Annotated in this window: 18 protein-coding genes; 1 reads left to right on the top strand and 17 read right to left on the bottom strand. The window is 46.5% G+C overall.

Translation table 11 applies throughout. The features are described from left to right. Positions 1-23: 23 nt before the first annotated feature. The 17 genes from MHH86_RS12050 to MHH86_RS11970 form a co-directional block, all read right to left on the bottom strand. Positions 24-1,676 carry a carbamoyltransferase C-terminal domain-containing protein gene (locus tag MHH86_RS12050; RefSeq protein WP_036685931.1) on the bottom strand — a complete coding sequence of 551 codons (1,653 nt, stop codon included), beginning with the start codon at positions 1,674-1,676 and terminating at the stop codon, positions 24-26. Beyond that, positions 1,670-4,255, bottom strand: a complete 2,586-nt coding sequence (gene uvrA / locus MHH86_RS12045; protein WP_052096966.1) for an excinuclease ABC subunit UvrA — start codon at positions 4,253-4,255, stop codon at positions 1,670-1,672. Before uvrA ends, MHH86_RS12050 begins: the two co-directional genes overlap by 7 nt. Continuing rightward, complete coding sequence (locus MHH86_RS12040; protein WP_076147189.1) at positions 4,248-5,981, bottom strand: hypothetical protein; 1,734 nt, start codon at positions 5,979-5,981, stop codon at positions 4,248-4,250. Before MHH86_RS12040 ends, uvrA begins: the two co-directional genes overlap by 8 nt. Positions 5,982-5,991: 10 nt before the next feature. Next, the gene (locus tag MHH86_RS12035; RefSeq protein WP_076317099.1) at positions 5,992-7,185 is read right to left on the bottom strand and encodes a glycosyltransferase; all 1,194 of its coding nucleotides are present in this window, start codon (positions 7,183-7,185) and stop codon (positions 5,992-5,994) included. Positions 7,186-7,187: 2 nt separating this feature from the next. Then, positions 7,188-7,454: an acyl carrier protein gene (locus tag MHH86_RS12030; RefSeq protein ID WP_036685924.1), complete on the bottom strand. Its 267-nt coding sequence runs from the start codon at positions 7,452-7,454 to the stop codon at positions 7,188-7,190. Positions 7,455-7,468: 14 nt separating this feature from the next. Then, positions 7,469-8,638 carry a peptidase U32 family protein gene (locus MHH86_RS12025; protein WP_076147187.1) on the bottom strand — a complete coding sequence of 390 codons (1,170 nt, stop codon included), beginning with the start codon at positions 8,636-8,638 and terminating at the stop codon, positions 7,469-7,471. 3 nt (positions 8,639-8,641) lie between these two features. Continuing rightward, positions 8,642-9,838: a nucleotide disphospho-sugar-binding domain-containing protein gene (locus MHH86_RS12020; protein WP_076147185.1), complete on the bottom strand. Its 1,197-nt coding sequence runs from the start codon at positions 9,836-9,838 to the stop codon at positions 8,642-8,644. Then, positions 9,835-10,761 carry an NAD(P)-dependent oxidoreductase gene (locus MHH86_RS12015; protein WP_076100699.1) on the bottom strand — a complete coding sequence of 309 codons (927 nt, stop codon included), beginning with the start codon at positions 10,759-10,761 and terminating at the stop codon, positions 9,835-9,837. The genes MHH86_RS12020 and MHH86_RS12015 overlap by 4 nt, the downstream gene beginning before the upstream one ends. After that, positions 10,758-12,239 carry a class I adenylate-forming enzyme family protein gene (locus MHH86_RS12010; RefSeq protein WP_076147183.1) on the bottom strand — a complete coding sequence of 494 codons (1,482 nt, stop codon included), beginning with the start codon at positions 12,237-12,239 and terminating at the stop codon, positions 10,758-10,760. Before MHH86_RS12010 ends, MHH86_RS12015 begins: the two co-directional genes overlap by 4 nt. Positions 12,240-12,251: 12 nt before the next feature. Then, positions 12,252-13,046 carry an ABC-2 family transporter protein gene (locus MHH86_RS12005; protein WP_036685913.1) on the bottom strand — a complete coding sequence of 265 codons (795 nt, stop codon included), beginning with the start codon at positions 13,044-13,046 and terminating at the stop codon, positions 12,252-12,254. Between the two features lie 5 nt (positions 13,047-13,051). Then, positions 13,052-13,792 carry an ABC-2 family transporter protein gene (locus MHH86_RS12000; protein WP_178420359.1) on the bottom strand — a complete coding sequence of 247 codons (741 nt, stop codon included), beginning with the start codon at positions 13,790-13,792 and terminating at the stop codon, positions 13,052-13,054. A 47-nt stretch (positions 13,793-13,839) separates the two neighbouring features. Beyond that, a complete protein-coding gene (locus MHH86_RS11995; protein WP_036685909.1) occupies positions 13,840-14,847 on the bottom strand; it encodes an ATP-binding cassette domain-containing protein in 1,008 nt (335 codons plus the stop codon). Further along, positions 14,844-15,992: a DegT/DnrJ/EryC1/StrS family aminotransferase gene (locus MHH86_RS11990; RefSeq protein ID WP_052096964.1), complete on the bottom strand. Its 1,149-nt coding sequence runs from the start codon at positions 15,990-15,992 to the stop codon at positions 14,844-14,846. The genes MHH86_RS11995 and MHH86_RS11990 overlap by 4 nt, the downstream gene beginning before the upstream one ends. A 12-nt stretch (positions 15,993-16,004) precedes the next feature. Then, entirely contained in the window at positions 16,005-16,862 is an 858-nt protein-coding gene (locus MHH86_RS11985; RefSeq protein ID WP_036685907.1) for a hypothetical protein, read from the bottom strand. Positions 16,863-16,888: 26 nt separating this feature from the next. Continuing rightward, a complete protein-coding gene (locus tag MHH86_RS11980; RefSeq protein ID WP_036685905.1) occupies positions 16,889-17,584 on the bottom strand; it encodes a hypothetical protein in 696 nt (231 codons plus the stop codon). After that, positions 17,581-18,621 (bottom strand): electron transfer flavoprotein subunit alpha/FixB family protein, encoded by a 1,041-nt coding sequence (locus tag MHH86_RS11975; RefSeq protein WP_342479744.1) that lies wholly within the window; start codon positions 18,619-18,621, stop codon positions 17,581-17,583. Before MHH86_RS11975 ends, MHH86_RS11980 begins: the two co-directional genes overlap by 4 nt. Positions 18,622-18,779: 158 nt before the next feature. Continuing rightward, a complete protein-coding gene (locus MHH86_RS11970) occupies positions 18,780-19,583 on the bottom strand; it encodes an electron transfer flavoprotein subunit beta/FixA family protein (RefSeq protein ID WP_235219536.1) in 804 nt (267 codons plus the stop codon). Positions 19,584-19,804: 221 nt separating this feature from the next. On the opposite strand from MHH86_RS11970, the gene MHH86_RS11965 reads away from it, so the two are divergent. Next, complete coding sequence (locus MHH86_RS11965; RefSeq protein WP_036685902.1) at positions 19,805-20,791, top strand: hypothetical protein; 987 nt, start codon at positions 19,805-19,807, stop codon at positions 20,789-20,791. The last annotated feature ends 14 nt before the right edge of the window (positions 20,792-20,805 follow it).

Here is a 20,805-nt window from a genome sequence, read left to right as displayed (position 1 = left end):
GTCAAATCCCCTCGTTTCCCGTATTATTTTTCGATTAAGAAATTGCCGACCGCCAGCGCATCCATAGCGGAGGTATAGAAGGTTTTGATGGCGTCGTATGGAGTCTCACACACCGGTTCTCCTCGTGTGTTAAGCGATGTGTTCATTATCAGCGGAATTCCAGACAACTTATAATGCTCGGCAATAAGCTGATGCCAGACCGGATTCACCTCGCTTCGAACCGTTTGCGGTCTGGTAGATCCATCTACATGCACGATGGCAGGAACAGCCTGCCTTCTCTCTTCTTTGACTGTGTAGGCTTTCAGCATATACGGCGAATACTGCGCCTCCTCCACCAACCAATCCGCATGTTCATCCATAATACTTGGCGCCAGCGGTCTCCAGGATTCTCTGAATTTGATTTTTTGATTGACTTTTACATATGAATCATAACTTGCAGGACTGGCTGTTATGGAACGATTGCCCAATGCCCTTGGCCCCATCTCGGCTGCGCCTTGGAACCAGCCAATGACTTTACCTCTATCAATCAGTTCTGCCGTCTGCCGGCAAATATCGGATGAATAGTTATACTTCAAACCAAGCTTGTTTAATACCTCCGATATATGGTTGTCATCATAGGAAATTCCCCAGTAAGGAGTCTTCAGTCTGCCCTTTACAGGGAGAACGGAACGTTCTTTAGAGGCAATCATGGCAGCTCCGATACAGCCCCCAGCATCATTGGTTGCCGGTAATACGAAGATTTCATCGAAAATTCCGAGGCGTTCCAGCCTTCCATTCGTCGTACAATTGAGAGCAACACCTCCGCCTATCACCAAATTTTTACTGTTGCCTTGCCGGATGGTCTGCTGGCAAAGATGCACAATAGTGTCTTCCAGCGCCTGCTGCGCCGATGCGGCAATATCTTTGTGCTTCTTGCTGTATTCGACCGTATAATTGAGCCCGCCATACAGTGTATTATTGCTATAGATACGCTTTGGAGGATCACCGAATTTACGGTACATTTCCTTCATCCATATTCGGGTCAGCTTGTTATACTTATCCTCCAAACCAAGCGAACTATCAGGTTCTCCGATAGGAATCTCGTACCCGTCTTCCGTCAACCGTACAGAAAAGTCATAGACTGACTCTCCATAAGAGGCTAATCCCATCAGCTTTCCTTCTCCCGATGCTCCAAGCTGTAAATAATCACTGACGATGGAATAAAAAAATCCAAGCGATTGTGAAATCCCGTATTCTTGCTTAACCTCAATATGCTCATTCTTCCCATAGGCTACTGTGGTTGAAATATCGTCACCTTGTCCGTCCATAACCAAAATCACCGCATCATCGAACCCGGATAAATAGTAGGCACTTGCCGCATGGCATAAATGGTGGCTGACCGAAATGATAGTGGGCATTTTTTTGCCTGATAATACCGGGTGCTTCTTGAATTTCTCCAATATCCCCAATTCTTCCGCTTTTTGCGGGTCCCATGATAAAGCAATCAGATCGATATCTTCAAAAGCAACGCCCGCTTGTGACAGACAATTGAGGAGCGACAAAACCGGGGGCTCTCCGTAAGCATGTTTTTTTCGGCAAAAACGCTCCTCCTCAGCATAGGCCACCAAAACGCCATCATGAACCAAACATGCCGCTGAATCATGTCCTAGCCCACCGCTTAAACCAAGAATTAACACGTATACTCCCCCTCTAAGTTTTGTTGATATTGATTGAGAAGCTGATTTACAATTCGACCTGTTTTGGAATTCTTGATTTCCGCGATGTTCTCTGGTGTGCTTTCACCCAAGACTTGTCCCCCCTCCAGGCCTCCCTCCGGCCCCATGTCAATAATCCAGTCCGCCATGACTAAGACATCGGTATTATGTTCTATCACAACGACAGAATTACCCGAGTCGACCAACTGCCCAAGCATATCAATCAGCTTAATCACATCATGCGGATGCAGGCCTGTTGTTGGTTCATCAAGCAAGTACAAGGTGTGGTGTCTACTGCTTTTGGAGAGCTCTCTGGCCAACTTTACCCGTTGTGCCTCCCCGCCAGACAAAGTGGTTGCCGGCTGGCCCAGAATTAAATAATCCAGTCCAATACGGCACATCACATCCAGCTTGTTATATACGGATGGTTCATCCGCGAACAGTTCCATCCCTTCTTTTACAGAGCAAGCCAATACATCTGAAATGCTATGGTTTTTATACTTTACATCCAGAATCTCCGGCTTAAATCGTTTGGTCCGGCATACAGGACATGGGGTCTCAACCGACGGTAGGAATTGCAAATTCACTTGCACAAGCCCTGCTCCCTGACAGCGTTCGCATCGGCCGCCGGGGACGTTGCAAGAAAAGTGTTTGGCCTGGAGATTACGCATTTTCGCTTCAGGCAGCGCAGCAAAAATATTCCTTATCGCCGTGTACACATCTGTGTAAGTTGCCGCGTTTGATCTTGCAGTCTGACCGATAGGGGATTGATCGAAGCTAATGACCTTATGCACATTCTCCCAGCCCTTAACATCTGCATAGGCATCAGTCTCGGTGCTTTGGGTAAAATGAAGCTGTGCGGATCGAGCCAGGACGTCGAACATAAGAGTCGATTTCCCCGACCCTGATACCCCGGTCAGCACAACGAGCTTGCCCAACGGGATATTCACACTTACATCCTTAAGGTTATGGCGATTCGCATTTGTAATCTCAATGCATTTCCCGTTCCCTCTGCGGCGCTGTTCAGGAAGAACCACCGTATCTTTACCAGCGAAATACTGCCCGGTCCATGATCTGCTGCACTGAATCAGCTGCTGCACGGAGCCAGCCGCAACCACTTCTCCCCCTTGCTTGCCCGCACCCGGTCCGATATCAATAAGGTAATCGGCCGCCCGCATAACATCCGGGTCATGCTCGATAACTAGAACCGTATTTCCAAGATCACGCAACTGCCGGAGCACCCGGAGCAGACCTTCGGTATCTATCGGGTGAAGGCCAATTGTCGGTTCATCGAGAATATACAAAACTCCTGTTAAGCTAGCTCCGATTAATGAGACGAGCTTAAGCCTCTGCATTTCTCCCAGAGATAAAGAAACGGTGGAGCGGTCCAAGCTTAAGTAGCCGACACCCACTTCAATCAAGCGAGCCAGCTTTTTTTCCATTTCGGAAACGATGTTCATAAGCGGATCCTGACTTCCCCCTAGCTGTTGAGCGGACACTTTACGCAACCAGCCAAGCAAATGGAAGAGCGGCATTGCAGATGCTTCGGTGATACTTTTCCCGGCTAGCGTAACCGCTCGACTGTCTGCGTTCAGCTTCGTACCGTGACAATCCGAACACTCTTGCAGATGAAAGAATTTTTCAATCTTCTCTCGATAGTCCGATTCGTGTCCACGTTCCTTGTATCTGCGTTCCAGGTTGGTCAGAATCCCCTCGAATCTTCCCTCTGCAGCATAAGTTGGAGGGGTCTTCCCAGAAAAATGCCTGATAAATCGCTGGCTGTATACACCGAAATACAGCAGATCCCGTTCGACCGTGCCCAAATCTCTCAAGGGTTTATCAGGATCAAACACAAATCCGTAATAGTTACCGGCTGCAACCAAATTATCGGCCATTAACTGTGCTCCATGAGGATTGCTCCCCTTAAGTGCACACTGCTTCAAGCTGAGGCTGTCATCGAAAATTTCTTGTAAATTCGGTTTTCGTTCAACCCCCAAGCCCATACAAACCGGACATGCGCCTTCAGGTTTATTGAAAGAGAAATGGGACATGGTCAATGCTCTAAGCTCATGGCTGCACTCTGGGCACACGGCTTTGCCCTCATCGGAATAGGACATAGGAAGATCTTGAATCTCTGTTTCGATCGACTCATAGTTTTCCTGCCAGATGTCAGCACTACTTGAACCCTTGACTTGGCTTCCGCAATTAGGACAAGCTCTTTCTCCGCTTTTGGTAAACAATATACGAAGCAAGGTGTACAAATCCGTTGTAGTTCCAACGGTTGACCGGGGATTTCGGTTAGTGTGGCGCTGGTCAATACAGATGGAAGGCGACAACCCTTCAATAGAATCAACCTTAGGTTTGTGGATAAAATCACTTATCATACCGAGCGAATCCATGTATTGCCTCTGACATTCCTGCTGCAAGGTATTCATGGCAAGCGTTGATTTGCCGGAACCAGACAATCCAGTTAACACCACTAGTTTGTTTCGGGGGATAGACAGAGATATATTTTTCAGATTGTTTTCTCTCGCACCTTGAATTTTAATCCAGTCATTCAATGTGATCGGCTCCTTCATGAGACATCGTCATATGCTGCCGTATGAATGTTATCCATTCGGTCTTCGCTTCAGAAATGTTCATCAGCTCACTGAAGCATGATTCATGGTTAAAAGCTACTAACAGATTTCCTTGCATCTTTGATGCTGGTTTTCGTTTTTTGCCGCTCCATATTTCTCCTTCAAAAAAACAATAGCTATCTTCATCAGTTATACAAACCCCGCCTTGAGACTGGTGGCTTTGATTTAACCAGACATACACCAACACTGTAAGGGAAGCCGGATCGGCGGTACCGTGACGTATTACTTGGTCTGCAGTCATCAGTCGGTCGTGTTCCCGAAATATGGATTTCTTCTTCAATAAATCCACATACTCAAAAAAATGCTGTTTCGTATTATAATCGCTCAGAAACTGACGAATAAGCGGACTATTCATAGATGCCAGAACATAAGCCTGCGGTTTTGTTACTAATAGTGTCTGATAAGCATATTTGGCGTACGTATATACAGAATCCGGCAGATTGCAGCTGTATCTCAGCATCGTTTGACGCAGCAACCGATGAAGTTGCAGCGGGTCAGCGCATTCTTTTAAACTGGGCATTGGGCATTCATCCATATAGCTAATTCCCGTTGTTAGCGGACGTGAGAATTTAAACACAATGCCATCCTTGAACCAGTTATTTAATCGCTCCACCGTCCGGCCTGATAAATTCGAACTTCCGGCAGCAGACCAATACTCCCTCTCATTGAACAGCTTGCTGATTTCGGTCTGATAATAGTAAGTACCTGCATTTAATTTAACAATCCGGTCTGTGAAAAACAGGTATGCCTCTCCAGTGATGGAGACGAGCAAACAATCGTAATTAACTAAACGGAGCTGGACGATATCCGAAGCCGCCAAGCCGCATAATCGGAGCACCGCAAAATAAAATGACATAAGCGGCGTACAATTAGCGGTTAATGGAAAGTGATCTTCAGCCAAGGTCAACAGTTCATCATAACTAAACGTTGGAGCAGTAAATTTGCTTGACCAGCTGCTGTTACGATCAGGCCGCTCAATCTGGAAATTGATATTTTCACTTGCAAAATGATATAAGGACTTCAGCGTCCCTAGAGCGGTTGGCTGAAACAGCAATGCTGCCAGATCAGCTACGCGCAAAGACAGCATATTGGATAGAATGGCCGCACATTCCAATTCAGAGTGCACTTCCCGGGAACGTATATTTCGTGGAATTGCCCGAGCGTATAAATTCGCCGGCAGAGGATCGTTGCTGTTTCTAACAATCTCCAATTCCGCTTCATTGGTCCACCAGAAGAGATCAGTCATGGAATAAGTATCGTAATGAATTAGATCGGCTTCGGCCGAACCAAACGGTAGCCAGCTTTTCTCGATCGTTACAACCTTCCATTCTTTTTTGTCTTCAACATAGCGCATAGTATAAATATGCTCATCCTTTAGCTGGTCAAACTGTTCATAAGTAAAGGTCAAAGTACAAGCAGCAACAATTTCAGCAAGACTTATTCTGACATTTCGTACGTTAAATTCTATGCAAGTCGGAACTGTTTTTTGTAAATACCCATGGAACCATGCCCGCTGTGATTCAGCTTCCATTTCATCTTCGAAATACTGGGTCTCCAGCCAAAGTTCAATATCTCCTGTTGTTAAAGCACGATGAAGACAGTCGAGCAATGTAACGGAAATGGCGGATGTATCCAATGTCTTTTCCACACTCTTCACCTCACCTTGCTGACATTTCGGATTGCAGCATATTCTCCAGATACAGTTCGAATTTTTCAGGCTGGGCCTCCGTTATAAATTCCTGCGCGGCAGCTTTAGAGGCTGCAGAAATGGATTCGTAGAGTGTCCTGTCCGTCAGCAGCCGTTGCAAAGTCTCCACCCATATGGCAGTATCCTGTTCGGGAATAACCGGCATTGTATGTCCTGTTGCTTCATCCTTGTAAGTTTCCGTAATCGGCGTCACCGGAAGATTATAGTCAACCTTGCATTTCGATTGCATGAGGCCGCCTTGGTCGCTTGCAATAACAGGAATACCTCTTAGCATCGCTTCAATTACTGTCTGCCCAAAAGCTTCAGCGCAGATGGAAGGATGAAGCCACACTCGTACCTGTTCAAAAATCAAATTCATCTCGCGCTCCGGTTCAAGCAGTGTCACATTAGGCAGAGCACGTAAAGCGGATTGTTCCTCCTGCTTCAAATCGCCCCATGTAATTACCGCAGCAAAAGGATAGTCCGGAAAAGCTTGAGCCAGCTTCAGAAAAATGGATAAACCCTTTATCTCTGTAGGGTTGCATATCGCGATGTATCCTCTGTTGAAATTATGAAAGGTTGGAAAAATACCATCCCCATAAATTGAGAAACGTAGCGAAACAGCATTGGTATAACCACCCCATTCGGTGATATTATGAGCTACGAAATCACTGTCACCAATAAAGCCGGAGACCTGGGCAAGTTCCTGTCGGAGCAGCGGATTTTCGATCCAGCTATGCGGCCCAAAAGGGAGAGTGATCACATCATGACAAATCACAACCAATTTTGTTGCGCTTCCAGCCACGAGCTTTATTCCCGCAGCAACCATGGTGTGGTAAGCCATATTCACAAGAACCACGTCCGGATTGCCTTTTTTCATCAAATCCCCTGCTGTTCTGTATAACAGCATAACACTCGTGGTGAAATGGCATTCTACACCATTTACTGTCCCCTGAAGACTATGCGCGGAACGAATAATATTGTTTACCCCATGCTCCTGCAGCTGTTCCTCCACCTGTAACAGAGAATCTTCCTGGTCTACCAGATGGACTACTCTACATTGATGTCCCCTGGCAGCCAGGGACTCGAATACTGCACGGTTAGCCTTGACGGCCCCTTGATAATAGGCAAAATAAGCACCTTCAGAAAGAAACAAAAGATTCATCGTCAGCTGCTCACCCTTTCCGACTGTCCCTCAATATATGCCGTCAATTTTCCGGTATCATTTAATAGTTCCAGTGCCAGGTCATCATCTTCAATGACGATTCCAAGCTGTTGTTCAATCTTAACGATAATCTGCAAAGCAATCAGTGAATCCATATGGAACGCTTCAAGTAAATCCGCTTGCGCATCCAGTTCCTCCATTGTAACCTCCTTGCTCAAGACCTCTGAAAAAATAGCGGCCAGCTTACCCAGAATCTCCTTGTTCTGCATGCTTATATCTCCTCTCAGAAAACCTTTGGTTGCCGCTCTGCCGTATCTTGTACCAGCTGCTGCAGCATGTTTAAGCTCTTGGTCCGGGCGGAAGGATCAGGAAACGAAAGGGCTTCAACGGCAAATTGATCACAATACCCGCATACCGCACAATCCAGTGACCGGCAATCGACTTCTTTGAAAAAATCAATAAAACCTTGCAGCTTAGAATTGTCAATATAAACATCCAATAAGGTCAGGGCACGGATGCTCTGGCGGCTCTGCTGCGTTTGCCGGGAAAAAACCGCCTTTTCTCGTGTAACCGCACCGGCCGTTCTGCGATGGTTGGTGTGAACGATGTTCAAAATATCAGCCAAGTTCCCCGGATACTGCCTATCATGATAGGCTTTTGCCGCCTGCAACAGCCAGACAGTAGATTTTGACCGGTCCGTCAGCTTAAAACGGTGTATGCCTATCTTCTCATATTCCGCCAAATCCTCCGGCCTGATCCAGCGCGCCTTCATGATATTCCCTGGATCATTAAATTTCTCGTAAGTGCATTTGACGGAGCAATAATCCATAAAGCTTTGGTTATCCGTTCCACGGTTGGATGAGCCATGGCTCATTACATTGTCATGATAGACCTGCATTGGACATTCATAGAGACAGGTCTGATTGACAATGACCTGGATTTCACATTCAACGCTGTTCTGTATACGTTCAAGCAGCCTGAAATCTCTGGCTATGTTTTCTCTTACTGTGATCTCTTTGACGCCCATTGAATCAAAGTATTTTGCCCGTTCCACACTTTCGACCACCGCAAAGGAGGACAAGCTCACTTTGATCTCAGGATGTCTTCTCCTGCAAATGTCCACAAGCAGCTGATTGGCTAAGGTGATCCAGTCCACACCTATTTCAGCGGCCCAATCCATTTGATCTACAATTTGTCGGTAGCCTTCATCCTCATATTCCCTGTTGCCGAGACAGGAACTGTTCATCAAATAGTTAAACTCTTTGTTGTACATATGGGCCCGCTTAACCGCTTGTTCAATATCGCTCCGCGTACTTATCGGCATTGCCGCAGCCGATCTTCCGCTTCCACAGCCCTCCTGAGAAGAACCACCGAAGAAGCAGCTGATATATTCGTATCCGCCCAGCTCGTCAATAAGCTGGATATCGCCGTTATATGGAACAGATATCTTCATAAATTACACCTGCCAGCTATTTTTTTGTGCCAGTGCGATCAATGCAGCACAGCAATTCTCAGTTCCGCTTAAAGTCCTCAGCTTGGACCTATAATGCCCGCGAAGCTCAGCCAAATTATCGTTCAACGCTGTCTCAACAATCTTACGGATACGGCTTGGTCTGAATGCTTGAACGGGTAGCTTATAAGTGAGACCAAGATTTTGGAGCTGCGTACAATTATAGTCCCGTTCAAAATGTTGACCGGGAACGGTTATGCTCGGAAGTCCATGAAGCATTGTCGTAAGCATAGTATCTTGTCCGCCATGAAAGATTACCAGAGCTGCTTCCGGCATAATTTCAGCAGCCGGGATAAACCAATGGAATTGAATATTGTCGGTATGGTCAGGAAGCACCTTAAGCTCATAATGAAATCCGCATAAACAGGCAACACGGTAGGGTTGCTTGTCAAAGATCTCTTTGACCAGCTCAATATAAATTAAAGGGGGAATGGCACTAACGCTTAAATAAATAAAAATTAGCGGCTTGCCCTGCCAGTCCGGATGCCACTGCAGATTTGAAGATTGTCTTGCCTCCAAATCCAGAATGTAACCGGCGAAATCGCACTCCTTCAACGCAGCCAGCTCCGGCTCCAGTTCCGGTAGTGTCGGTGCCATTTTAATTGTTGCTCTTGAAAATAATAATTCAGCCAGATTGGAAACAGAATCCAGTGAATAATCCGCCAACACCTCATTAAAAGCGGCGATAGCTTTGGCAGATCCCGGATACTGTAGGTTGGCTGGGAAGGCTGGATGGCTTGGCCAGCTCGCAATCATCAAAGCGGGAATCTGGGCCACGGCAGCTGAAATGGAAGCACTCGGACGAGACTCGGCAAATATGGCGTTGGGTTTAAAAGCCTGTATCGCCTTCAGTTCAGCCTCAACCGCTTGACGAATAAAGCCCGATTCTGCCATCCCTGTCCACTCTACATAATCGGCAGCACTGCGAACATCTCCGGAATTCCCTGAAGGAAGCGGAATCGGATAGTCATAAACCTGAAAGCCGTTGGCTCGGACAAAGTCAGCAAGCTTGCCGCCAATCACAAAGCTGACCGTGCAACCTTGGCTTTGCAGAACCTTGGCAATGCCCAGCGTTTTGCTCACTGATCCTACAGAACCGGAGCTAGGGGGGCTTGGAAGAAGCATAATTCTTGGCGGACTCACAAACTATTCACCTCGCTTCTATTGGACATTTCTTCGATTAAATAAGGAATCGCATGGGCGTAAGTAGGGTATGCCAGCCGTACATCGGCATTCTTTTTTATCTTTTCGTTTCCCATACGTACGGAAAGGGCGCGTAAACCATGTATACTTAGTCTGATACGATCAGTGACAGCCTCAGGAGAAATCCATTGTATTTCAGACAGTTGAGCATATTTCCGAACCTCTTTTATCAATTCCTCCTGTGTTAGAGGAAGATCATCACTCACGTTATAAATCTCTTGAACAGCAAGATTACTCCAGGCCAACTGCATCATTGAAATAACATCATCAATATGCACTTTAGATGAATAACTGCGCCCGTTCCCCAGCATCTGAGTGCAGCGCATTAATTGCCGGATATAATTATGCTCAAGCGGGCCGTACACTTCAGCGATCCTGAGAATGATATAAGAAAATTTCGCATGGGTGCAGTATTGCTGGACCAGCCGCTCCATTTCGAGTGTAATTCTTCCAAATGGATGAACGGGATGGCACAGTGCAGATTCATCGGCCACACAAACGTTGTCGCTTCCATATACAGCCCCATTGCTTGCCACAATGAACTTGCCATACGTTCCGCTGCGCAAAAGTTGGTCCAGCAGATTCCGCGTCCCCTCTACATACAGCTGCCTCATCCGGGACACAGAACCAGAATGTTTGCCGGCAAGATGATAGACGACATCAATATCCTCCCCTATGCCATCCATCGTTTCAGGGTTCAGAACGTCGCCTACCCACAGTTCCATACCCAATTCTGCAAGTGTTTCGCCAACGCCTTTTTCCTTCGGCAATACAAGCCCTCTGACAGCATGTCCCTGTTCCAGTAAACTGCTTGTTAACCTGCTCCCGATAAAACCGCTGCAACCTGTCACAAGAAACCTCATGGCGTCAGGATGTGACTGGCTGCTTGATTCTGATTTCTCAGCTTCTTCCCATAGCGACCCTTGGGAATGTTATCCGTCCACTTGATTACTCTCGGCACCTTATATGCCGCAAGTCTCGCTGAACAGAATCTGATAATATCATCGGCTGATACCTGGGCATCCAGCGGCACGATCTCCGCAATCAGCTTGCTGCCATAGTATTTATCGGAAACACCATATACAAGTGCTTCTTTAATGCCGTTATGGAGCAGCAGGACTTGTTCAATCTCTGCCGGATTTACCAAATGTCCGCCGACATTGATGTTATCAGAAAGCCGCCCCGACAAATACAGATACCCAGCCTCATCCAACCTTCCCAGATCACCCGTACGTACCCAACCCTGTTGAAAGACCTCTGCCTGCAACTCGGGTTGCCCGTAATACCCGCACGATATATGAGCGCCGCTGACCCATATCTCTCCTTCCTCTCCATGAGCAACCTCGTGCCCCTCCGGGTCAAGCAGCCGAATAGAAACTCCCAGATGTGGCTGTCCCACCGAATCTCTGATCAGTTCTTGCTCATTTGAAGGATTATAGGCAATTGCCCCACCTTCGGATGAACAGAACAATGAACGGATAGACTTGCCCGACAGCTTATAAAAGTCCTTAAAAGTCGCTGCGTCCAGATGAGCAGAGCAGCTGATGCACAGTCTCACTTTATCCCAAGCTACACTTGACGATGACACGACTGACTCATTAAGCAAGGCATACATATAGGGAACCGCAAAAAGAATCGTTACCTCTTTGCGATTGATCTGCTCGCAAATTCTAGCAGGCATTGTTCCCTTCGACATGATTAATGTAGCACCGGCACAGAGGGCCGGTAGGACTACAGTGGTTAGCGTCGCGGGCAGCCACGGCGAAATCGGTGTGAACAGCTTGTCGTTTGCAGTAATTTCAAGCCCTCTACAGATGGCCATTACATTATTGTAGATGGCCCGATGGCTAAACTGTACGCATTTAGGCGGTCCAGTCGTTCCTGAGGTATAAAAATTCAAAGCAATATCTTCATCAGACTGCTTATCTGCCTGTAAAAAAAGCGTTGCAGTCCTAAAAATAAACATCGGTACTCTGAGTACGAGCTCAAGCTGACTGCTGCCCTCCGAATCAATTGGATCGCAAATTAAATACTGACAATGGCTTGACGAGTGCATTCTCTCCAGTTCCGGTAAGTTCTTCACAGGTTCAAATGGGATCGGAACGGCTCCCGTATGCCAGCATGCAAGCCACAGCATGATAAAAGCAGATTTGTCTGCAACGGCTAAGGCAACTCTGTGCCCGGGCCGGATCCCCGCGAGATCCAGCTTCTCACTACTGTGCTCCAGTTCCTGCCGTAGCTCTTCATAAGTGATCGTTGTTCCTTCATAATCAATGGCCGTAAGCCCTGGATTATTCGAGCAATTGAAATAAATCAAATCCAATATGGAAGAAGTGTTCACTTAGAATCCTCCTCAGCTAGAAGCACTTGCATATTTTTTCACTGCTCGTTTAAAAAACGCACTGGCTAACATTAGCAAAACCGCAGCTAGCAAGCTGCCTCCGAATAAATAGGACAGGCTTACCCTGCCCACTAATGCTTCTGCAGGAATGGAAACGATAAAGGCGACAGGAACGATCCAGGTAAGCGCCAATTGGATTGGTTTCTGATATACATTGACCGGAAATCTACCCATCTGCATGATACTGTCGAATATACTCAACATCGGACTTCCGGCATACCAAAACGCCAAAGAGCTTAATAACAGCAGTATTGAGTACAACAGCAGTAAAGCATTGCAAATGGCCCATACAAACATCAGACAAGTGGATATTCCTATCGCTTCTTGCATTTGAGAAACGCCCAGCACCATCACCGCTACTCCCACCATAACATCAAACAGATTAAGCGGAGACCAGTATCTCGTGCTCACATAAAACTGGGTCTCAATCGGTTTGAGCAGCGTTAAATCAAATCCTCCAGTCCATAGCTCCCCTTCCATCCCGGCTAATGAGCCAAGGCTTGGACCAACAAATAGATTTTTCATTGCCAAAATAAAATAGTACACGCCCGATAATGCCAGCGTATCCGCAAAAGTCCAACTGTTAAGCGAATTTGTGTTGGAAAAGAGGATCGCGATCCCCCCAATCGTCCCGGTTAAATTAATTGCGGTATACAAAATTTTGATTAGAAAGTCACCGCGGAATGACGCTTCCTTTAGAAGCGCTGTAGAGAAAAACAATCTCAGCAAACGCATATATCTCAGCATGTTCCCTACCCTCCCACGGCCATGTATGCACGAATCCCTTTTTTCCACACTAAACGGTTACATAATATGATAACGACCGCCCAAACGAATTGAACAATTATGCCAAAAACAAGCTGTGAATGATCCAACTTTCCAAGGGAAAACTCTATCGGAAAGCTGATCATATATTGAAAAGGTAAATAATCCGAGATATCCTGCATAAATCCCGGAAGCAACGACGAAGGCGCTACCTGTCCGGCCAGCAAAAATACCAGGGTGTCATTAATAGAAAGCAAGGACTTGATTTTATTGGTGAAAAATGCAAACAGGGAAAGTGTATAGGCCAGCATAAATCTGATTATTTGAGCCATGAGAAGAAGATAAACGGCCACCAGCAAGTCCAGACCGGATATAGCCAGTCTGAAGTTCAAAAAAATGGCAGCCACACCGGCAACAAATATAACAAAAGGCATACAGACGATTTTGACAGCCAAATCTGATGCAACCACATCGTAAAAAGGCGATATCGGCCTCAATAATACAATCGACATCTTGCCGCCATAGATTTGATCGCCGACCGTCCAGTGTGATGTAGGGTAGGTCAGCTGGTTCACAAGAATTAACAGAATATAATACCTCACAAAATCCTGCTGAGTGAACCCGGTTATGCTTCCATCTCCCGCAGCAACGGTCCAAACAAACATATAGATGATAGGTCCCATCATCCAACCAAGCGTCAATGTCCAGAAAAAACCTTTCTCAGCCATAAACCCGAACATAGTCCTACGTATCAGCGCAAAGCCTCCGCGAAAATTCAAAGGAGCCTCCCCTCTCGATACACTTCATCAATTACCGAATCGATTGGAGCATCATTGATTGTTACATTTCCAATGCAATAGCTATTAAAGATTTCTGAAACAATCTCAGGTACAGCTTCCTTCTGAATCTTAAACAATACGTAGCTTTCCGCAAGCTCCATGACCTGCAAGCTGTCAGTAAACTTCTCCTTTAGCTCTTCAATTGTGCCCGTTACGTCTTCATCCATAAAACTGACTTTGAGAATGCGGTAGGGAGCTATTTTACCGCTCAGCTGCTCCAGAGATCCGTCGTATAACAGCTTGCCTTGATTGATCAGCACAACCCGTTTACAAAGGGAAGAAATATCCTCCATATAGTGACTGGTAAGCAGGATGGTTGTCTCATGTTTTTGGTTATACTCCTTGATAAAACTGCGAAGCCGCAGCTGCATGCTAACATCCAGCCCCAAAGTAGGCTCATCCAAAAACAATACACGTGGCTGATGTAACAACGCTGCTGTTAATTCACACTTGGAGCGTTCTCCCAAAGAGAGATTCCGTGCCTGATTCTTAAGCAGATGCCCTATATCCAGTAGTTCTTTTAGCTCGTTGAGTCTTTGTTTAAAATCAGCATCAGAGACTCCGTATATTTCCTTCATCACAAAGAAAGAGTCCTCGACCGTAATATCCCAGGTTAACGTCGATTTGTTCCCCATTACCATACTGATGTTGCGCAGAAACTTATGTTGGCGTTCCCACGGTTTGAAGCCATAGACGGAAATGTTGCCTGATGTCGGATACAGGATACCGGAGAGCATCTTCAGCGTGGTTGTCTTTCCCGCGCCGTTAGGTCCGATGAACCCGACAATTTCTCCCGGCTCAACCCTGAGGTCGATACCTTTTACCGCCTCAACTTCGTTGTATTCCATTTTGATCAGACTTTTGAACGCATGCTTTAACCCATGTTCTCTTACAGGGACGCGATAGACCTTTCTCAGATTATCAATAATAATGCCCTCGTTCATTGCTGCCCCCTTAACTCTGCGACCACACTTAAGAATACAGCCAAAACATAATCGATCTGCTGATCAGTCAAATTGGGATAAATCGGCAAGCAGATATGACGCCGACAATAATCATCCGCTAGCGGATATTCCCCACTGAACTGTAGGGAAGCAGCGATCGGCTGCCTATGAAGCGGCGTTGCATATACCTCCCCTTGGAGCGAAACGCCTTTCTCCTTGAGTCTGTCCTTCAAATCGGAACTGTCAACGTCTAAAGGCACTATAACAATGTACTTATACCAACTGCATCTGTCCTGCGGCATCACAATCTCGAAATCAGGAAGATTTTTCGTAAAGAAGGAAGTATAACGGTTGGCGATCGCTTCCCGTTGTTCAATGATCGCGTCGAGCCGCTCAAACTGGGTAAGCGCTATCGTTGCTGTGATATCACTCATTCGATAATTATTGCCAAGCGAGGTGTGGTAAGTCTCCCAAGGCTGGGGCTTGCCATGATTGCGGAACATTCTTAGCTTCTCAGCCATTGAATGATCGTTTGTGACAATGATCCCTCCTTCCCCCGAGGTAATGATTTTCGTGGCAAAAAAGGAATAACTTCCGGCAATTCCGAAAGCTCCCGCACCTTTTCCGGCCATCCTGCTGCCATGTGCATGAGCGGCATCTTCAAATAACCAGAGCCCCTGCTCATCGCACCATTGCCTGATTTCTTCAATCTCCGGTGTAACAATTCCGCCAATATGTACGATAATAACCCCTCGGGTACGACTCGTGGCCTGCTTCTTTATTTCAGCCAGCGACACCGAAAATGTACGGGGATCAATATCAACAAGGCGAACATGCCCTCCGGCAAACAGGACACTGGAAGCCGTGGCAATAAACGTATTTGCCGGAACCAGCACTTCCTGCCCCTTTACTTCGAGCACTCTCATTACCGCTTCAATCGCACTTGTACCCGAATTAACCGCAATGGCATGAGTAACTCCTACATACCGGGCAAAACGTTCCTCCAGCTCCTGTACATACCTACCCTGACTCAACGCTCCTCTCGACAGACAATCATCAATTCGCTCCATAATGATACGCCGCTCCTGCTCAGAAAATGCAATATCGAGTGCGGGTACATCCATAACACCTTGTGTCAACTGCATGACGAACCTCCTCTACCAGTCATAGACTACAGTTTTCCCTTCAAAAAAGCCTTCCGCCGCTTGCCTGATAAATTGCTCCATATGTTCCGCATGAATATGTTGGGCAATTAGGCTGGTTACTTCAAGCTCTTGCTTCCCAATTCTGCGAGAGATTTCCTGAATACGGTCATGCGTTATGGATTCCTTAAGTATTCCAGGTCTTGTCAGATCAATAAATTGTATGTGCTGGTCTGGTGGATGGTTTTTTAAAGCCGAATGCCGTTGAACCTGCGAGAGCAGGTCCGAATCAAGTGCAACAATGGCTCTCTCCTCGCAGTCCCACACACCGCTGTTTAACCCGGCCCAAATCTCATCCTTGGCCTCCTTCTTTTCAACACTGAAGCTCAAATCTTCATCCTGCTCCAGCAACCTTAATAAAAGCTTTCCTAGCAGTCCCATTCCCCACAGTTCCACCGTTTTAATGCCTTCATCTGCCAGCTCTTCACACACATTTAGTGCCACACAAAACATAGGAACAAACGCAGCTGTCACAGGGTCTAAGTCGTTGGAAATAAAGATCTGACCATCCACCCCACTGTGCAGAGGGACACATACATCCTTTGTATAATGAGGAGAAAACACAAGAGCTTGGCCTACGCGATGCTCTGCTCCAAGCCCCGCTTTAGTCACTACTCCGACACTGGAGTAAGGATAATGCCCTGGTAAATGGCATGCCCCATGAAAAAGCTGCAAGCAGGATGGGTCCTTTACCGTTCCCGTTAAAGTAAAACGGTTGGTAATGAACAATTCATTAGGACCCGGTTCTGCCTTGCGAGCAGCGGTGAAGTGTACACTAGGCTGAGGCCCCGATTCAGTGAACTTATTGTACATAGCCGAAATAACCGTCTCCTTACTGTTTATATATGGTCAGGTATCCAGGTATAACGTCCGCCCACCATAGGCGAGTGGAAATTCGGCATCCAGCCATGTGCTGTAAACTCGCCAGCCGAGTCGAAACCAACCACAAGCATCGCCTTTCCTTCATATTTGCCGTTGGTAATCCACATCTTTGTCCTTATATCCGGTGTTTGTCCTGTCAGATGCCTCATGCGGGCGACAAATACCAGATACCGCTCCAGACTCATTCCCAATTTTCCGGTTTTCTTGTATGTACGCTGTATTTCCACAGCCGTCCGATCCAGCATATCCGGTTCGGTTGTCCGCGGAACGGTGAACCAGAAATCCTCAATTTCCGGAGTTGCTGCGACCAGTTCACTCTCCAGCGCCCAATTGCGGATATTAAACAAGCAGCCTAATTGCTTGCGACTGACGCCTTGGGGAACACATAAAATGATCTCGTTTCTTCGGTCCGCTTCTTCTAATTCTTCTCTCGTAAACTGCGGCATCCGAAGTGAAAATTTTCGCTGGATGATATATTCGATTCCTAATGTTCTGTACCAATTCTCCATCTCGCTCCGGATGTATTCCGGAGAATATGTGTCGTGGACATCGCTTTGAAACCTGAACATATCCTCCTTCTGAAGCAAGTGCTCATCGAGCATGACGCCAATCGTATGCAGCGTTTGTTGTCTTAATAGCTCCTTCTCAATCATCGCCCAACCTCCTGTACTGTGTTCAATGCCGACAATATTTCAGGTATGACTGTAAAAAGATCGCCTACGATCCCATATGTGGAGTAATCAAAGATAGGTGCATTGCGATCCGTATTTATTGCAATTATCGTCTCCGAATGATGCATCCCAACCTTATGCTGCACTGCCCCAGACACTCCGCAGGCGATGTACAGTTTGGGCTTGACCATTTTACCTGTCAGTCCGACTTGATGCATACTATCCATCCATCCACATTCTACAAGCGGTCTGGTAACCGCTACTTTCCCCCCAAGCGCATCGGCGAGCGCATAGATTAAACGAAGATTGTCTGCGTTTTGAATGCCTCTCCCGGCAGCAACAATAATTTCTGTAGTCTCGATGTTCTCCTTGCCCGCGGCTTCTTCAATTACTCCCATAAACTGCAGGACTGAGGAAGAGCAAGAATACAGGGAGCTTAAATCAACAATCTTGCCCTGCGCGACGTGTGCGGTCTCAGCAGCGGAATAAAAATTGGTTTTTACAGTTGCCATTTGCGGCCGTCTTGCCGGTATTTTTATCTCAGCGAATTGCTCGCCCATTTGCGTCGGTCTGGTAATAATAAAATCCCCGTGATTCGGTCCCATCTTCAAATCGATGCAATCGGCGCATAGCCCCGTCCGCAGGCGAACTGCGACTCTGGGGAAAATAGACCTCCCCCATGCGGTAGCCATACCTAGTACGACAGACGGTCTTTGATCCCGGAGCACCGCAGAAATCAAATTATAATGAATATCTTCGGCGTAACGCTGTATTCCCGGTTTGTTCACCATCCACACCTCATCTACTCCCCACTGAAGCAGACGCTGGGCTAGGTCTTCTATACGCTCTCCGACCACCAAAGCGTAAATGCGCTGGGCTCTCATAGCCTGCAGCTGTTTTGCTGCGGTAACCAGTTCCGGAAAATATGAAGAGAGAGCGCCTTCAGCATGTTCCACAACAAGGCAAATACCCTCATGCTCAGGGTACGGTTGTCTGGTCTCCTGTGCCCTGTCTTTCATTATAATGGCTTGGTTAGGACAGCAAGACGTGCAGACTGAGCAATAAGTACATGCCGCAACGTCGATACGCAAGCCCTCATCCTCATCCTTGATTGCAGCGGCGGGACAGCGTTTTAAACACAGGAGGCAATATGTGCATTGTTCCTGATCAATCCTAATCATCCATTTCTAACCTCGCTGATTTTGCTGATTATCGGCTCCAATACCCGTAGATATTCATCGCTTTCTAGCAAAATCCCCTTTCTTTCGGAGTGCTGTTCGTACACTGAAACTACTTCAGTAGCCGAGCCTGCCAAACCAACCGTCTGTGGGTCAAGGCCAAGGTCATGACAGGACCATACCAGAATATCCTTGGTTCTGGCATGCAATTTGGCAGCAATTGTTAGCGGTTTCAACTCAGAGACGGCTGTCATTCCACCAATACTCAATACTGCCGGAAGCCGGCAAGACTGTCTGGTTGTTACCCCTTCGTCATGCTGGCGGTGGAACAATACCTCATCGGTCGAAATATCCTCAAACCGTGTTACATTTATCGCGTGGGGGATATCTAGATACTCGCCGATTCCCGGACCTACCTGACCGGTATCACTGTCGGTTGAATGGCTGCCGGTCAGAACCAGATCACATCCACCAAGCTTCTCAACAGCACGAGCCAGTACCAGCGATGTCGCCAATGTATCCGAACCGGCAAAAGAAGCGTCGCTGAGCAGGACTGCCTCATCGATTCCATAACCCATAAACTCCTGCAGAGCCGTTTTACAACCGGGAGGGGCCATGGAAATAAGAGTTACATTAGCATTACAGCTATTCTTCAGCTCCAATGCCACATGGATGGCTTGCCGGTCCGGATAGTTTAGCTCAAAGGTTGCCTTCGGTGGCGGTGAGGCCGAGATCTTACGGCCATCAGCAATGCCACGCACATCGCCTTTGTTCACGTGTGCAATAAACTTTAAACAAACCACTATTCGCAATATATCGCTCCTCCCATCACATTCTGCTGCTTTTTTATCAGAGAAACGTATGTCAAAATGTTTCCAAAAGTACTATTCTTCGCCAGATTAACATTTCCCTTTATTATCATAATATGATTATCATCACATAATTGGAATGAACAATTATTATAGTATAATAATGTCATTTATTTCATTTTCATTTACATATAAGGGGAATATGGAGGTGTAAATTGAGTAAAATTACTTTACCCGTTTCCGATCCACTAATAAATACTTCCAACGCCTATGGGACTTTGTTTTCTATTATTTCCTCGGATAACCGCATATGGCCCTGGGTTTATTCCAACTTCATTCAGCTGAGATATGTAACGGATTGGGAAACTTACTTTTTTGACAATCATGAGCTTCTTGTTGATTATTGCCCATTTCTCAATAAGTTCATATTGCCTAGAACCATCATTTCCAAGTGGTCTTCCTTTACGGATTTTGTAGTAGACTCTATCAACGGCGATTGCTATGTATGGTGCCATCTCGACCGGTACTTTATATCTGCATATCAGGAGTTCGGCAAAGAACACCGTTTTCACGAGACATTAATTTACGGCTACGATCTTGATCGCCAAACAGTCTGCATTCGGGACAATATTACGGGCGGTAAATTTATGACCGCTCAATGCACCTTTTCCGAACTGGAATCCGCCTTTGACTATCTGTCCGGGGAAGAAAATTTTATTACGCGTGTAACTTTGCTTAGCAAAATCGATGCAGAATTTGATTTAAACGTCGAACAGATTGTCGACAGCTTGCAGCGATATCTATCCTCCAAGCGCTCATTCGATTTTATTAACCATACCACTACCAGCATCTATGGACAAAGTGTGTACCAACACCTCATTTATCAAATGGAGCATCCTAAAGAAGATGACCCTGAGCTTGACATTAGAGCCTATCATTTGCTGTGGGAGCATAAGAAGCTTATGGTTTTAAGACTTAAATATCTCCAACAAATAAAACTCCTGCTGCAAAGCGACCGATGGATTGAGCGTTGTACTGAGCTTGAAGAACGCTCTCTTCTGAATAGAAATATGGTGCTTCGGTATAATCTGTCCATGGACCCCAAGGTGCTAGACGCACTCAAACATTCTCTGTTGACCATACAAACAGACGAAACCAAATTATTGGGCGAAATAATAAGCGCGCTCGGCTCCAAGGGATGAATTGGAGAATTAGT

This window comes from Paenibacillus sp. FSL F4-0097 (assembly GCF_038593125.1).
Classification (GTDB): Bacteria; Bacillota; Bacilli; order Paenibacillales; family Paenibacillaceae; genus Paenibacillus_AQ; species Paenibacillus_AQ odorifer.
Note: the sequence above shows the minus strand (reverse complement) of the source record. Positions and strands in the feature narration are given on the sequence as shown.

What these genes read in the sequence shown, in the direction of transcription:
- MHH86_RS12035 (WP_076317099.1), bottom strand. Translation starts at nt 7,185, where the DNA reads ATGAATCTTTTGTTTCTTTCTGAAGGTGCTTATTTTGCCTATTATCAA.
- MHH86_RS12030 (WP_036685924.1), bottom strand. Translation starts at nt 7,454, where the DNA reads ATGCAGAACAAGGAGATTCTGGGTAAGCTGGCCGCTATTTTTTCAGAG.
- MHH86_RS12025 (WP_076147187.1), bottom strand. Translation starts at nt 8,638, where the DNA reads ATGAAGATATCTGTTCCATATAACGGCGATATCCAGCTTATTGACGAG.
- MHH86_RS12015 (WP_076100699.1), bottom strand. Translation starts at nt 10,761, where the DNA reads ATGAGGTTTCTTGTGACAGGTTGCAGCGGTTTTATCGGGAGCAGGTTA.
- MHH86_RS12005 (WP_036685913.1), bottom strand. Translation starts at nt 13,046, where the DNA reads ATGCTGAGATATATGCGTTTGCTGAGATTGTTTTTCTCTACAGCGCTT.
- MHH86_RS12000 (WP_178420359.1), bottom strand. Translation starts at nt 13,792, where the DNA reads ATGGCTGAGAAAGGTTTTTTCTGGACATTGACGCTTGGTTGGATGATG.
- MHH86_RS11995 (WP_036685909.1), bottom strand. Translation starts at nt 14,847, where the DNA reads ATGAACGAGGGCATTATTATTGATAATCTGAGAAAGGTCTATCGCGTC.
- MHH86_RS11990 (WP_052096964.1), bottom strand. Translation starts at nt 15,992, where the DNA reads ATGCAGTTGACACAAGGTGTTATGGATGTACCCGCACTCGATATTGCA.
- MHH86_RS11985 (WP_036685907.1), bottom strand. Translation starts at nt 16,862, where the DNA reads ATGTACAATAAGTTCACTGAATCGGGGCCTCAGCCTAGTGTACACTTC.
- MHH86_RS11980 (WP_036685905.1), bottom strand. Translation starts at nt 17,584, where the DNA reads ATGATTGAGAAGGAGCTATTAAGACAACAAACGCTGCATACGATTGGC.
- MHH86_RS11975 (WP_342479744.1), bottom strand. Translation starts at nt 18,621, where the DNA reads ATGAAAGACAGGGCACAGGAGACCAGACAACCGTACCCTGAGCATGAG.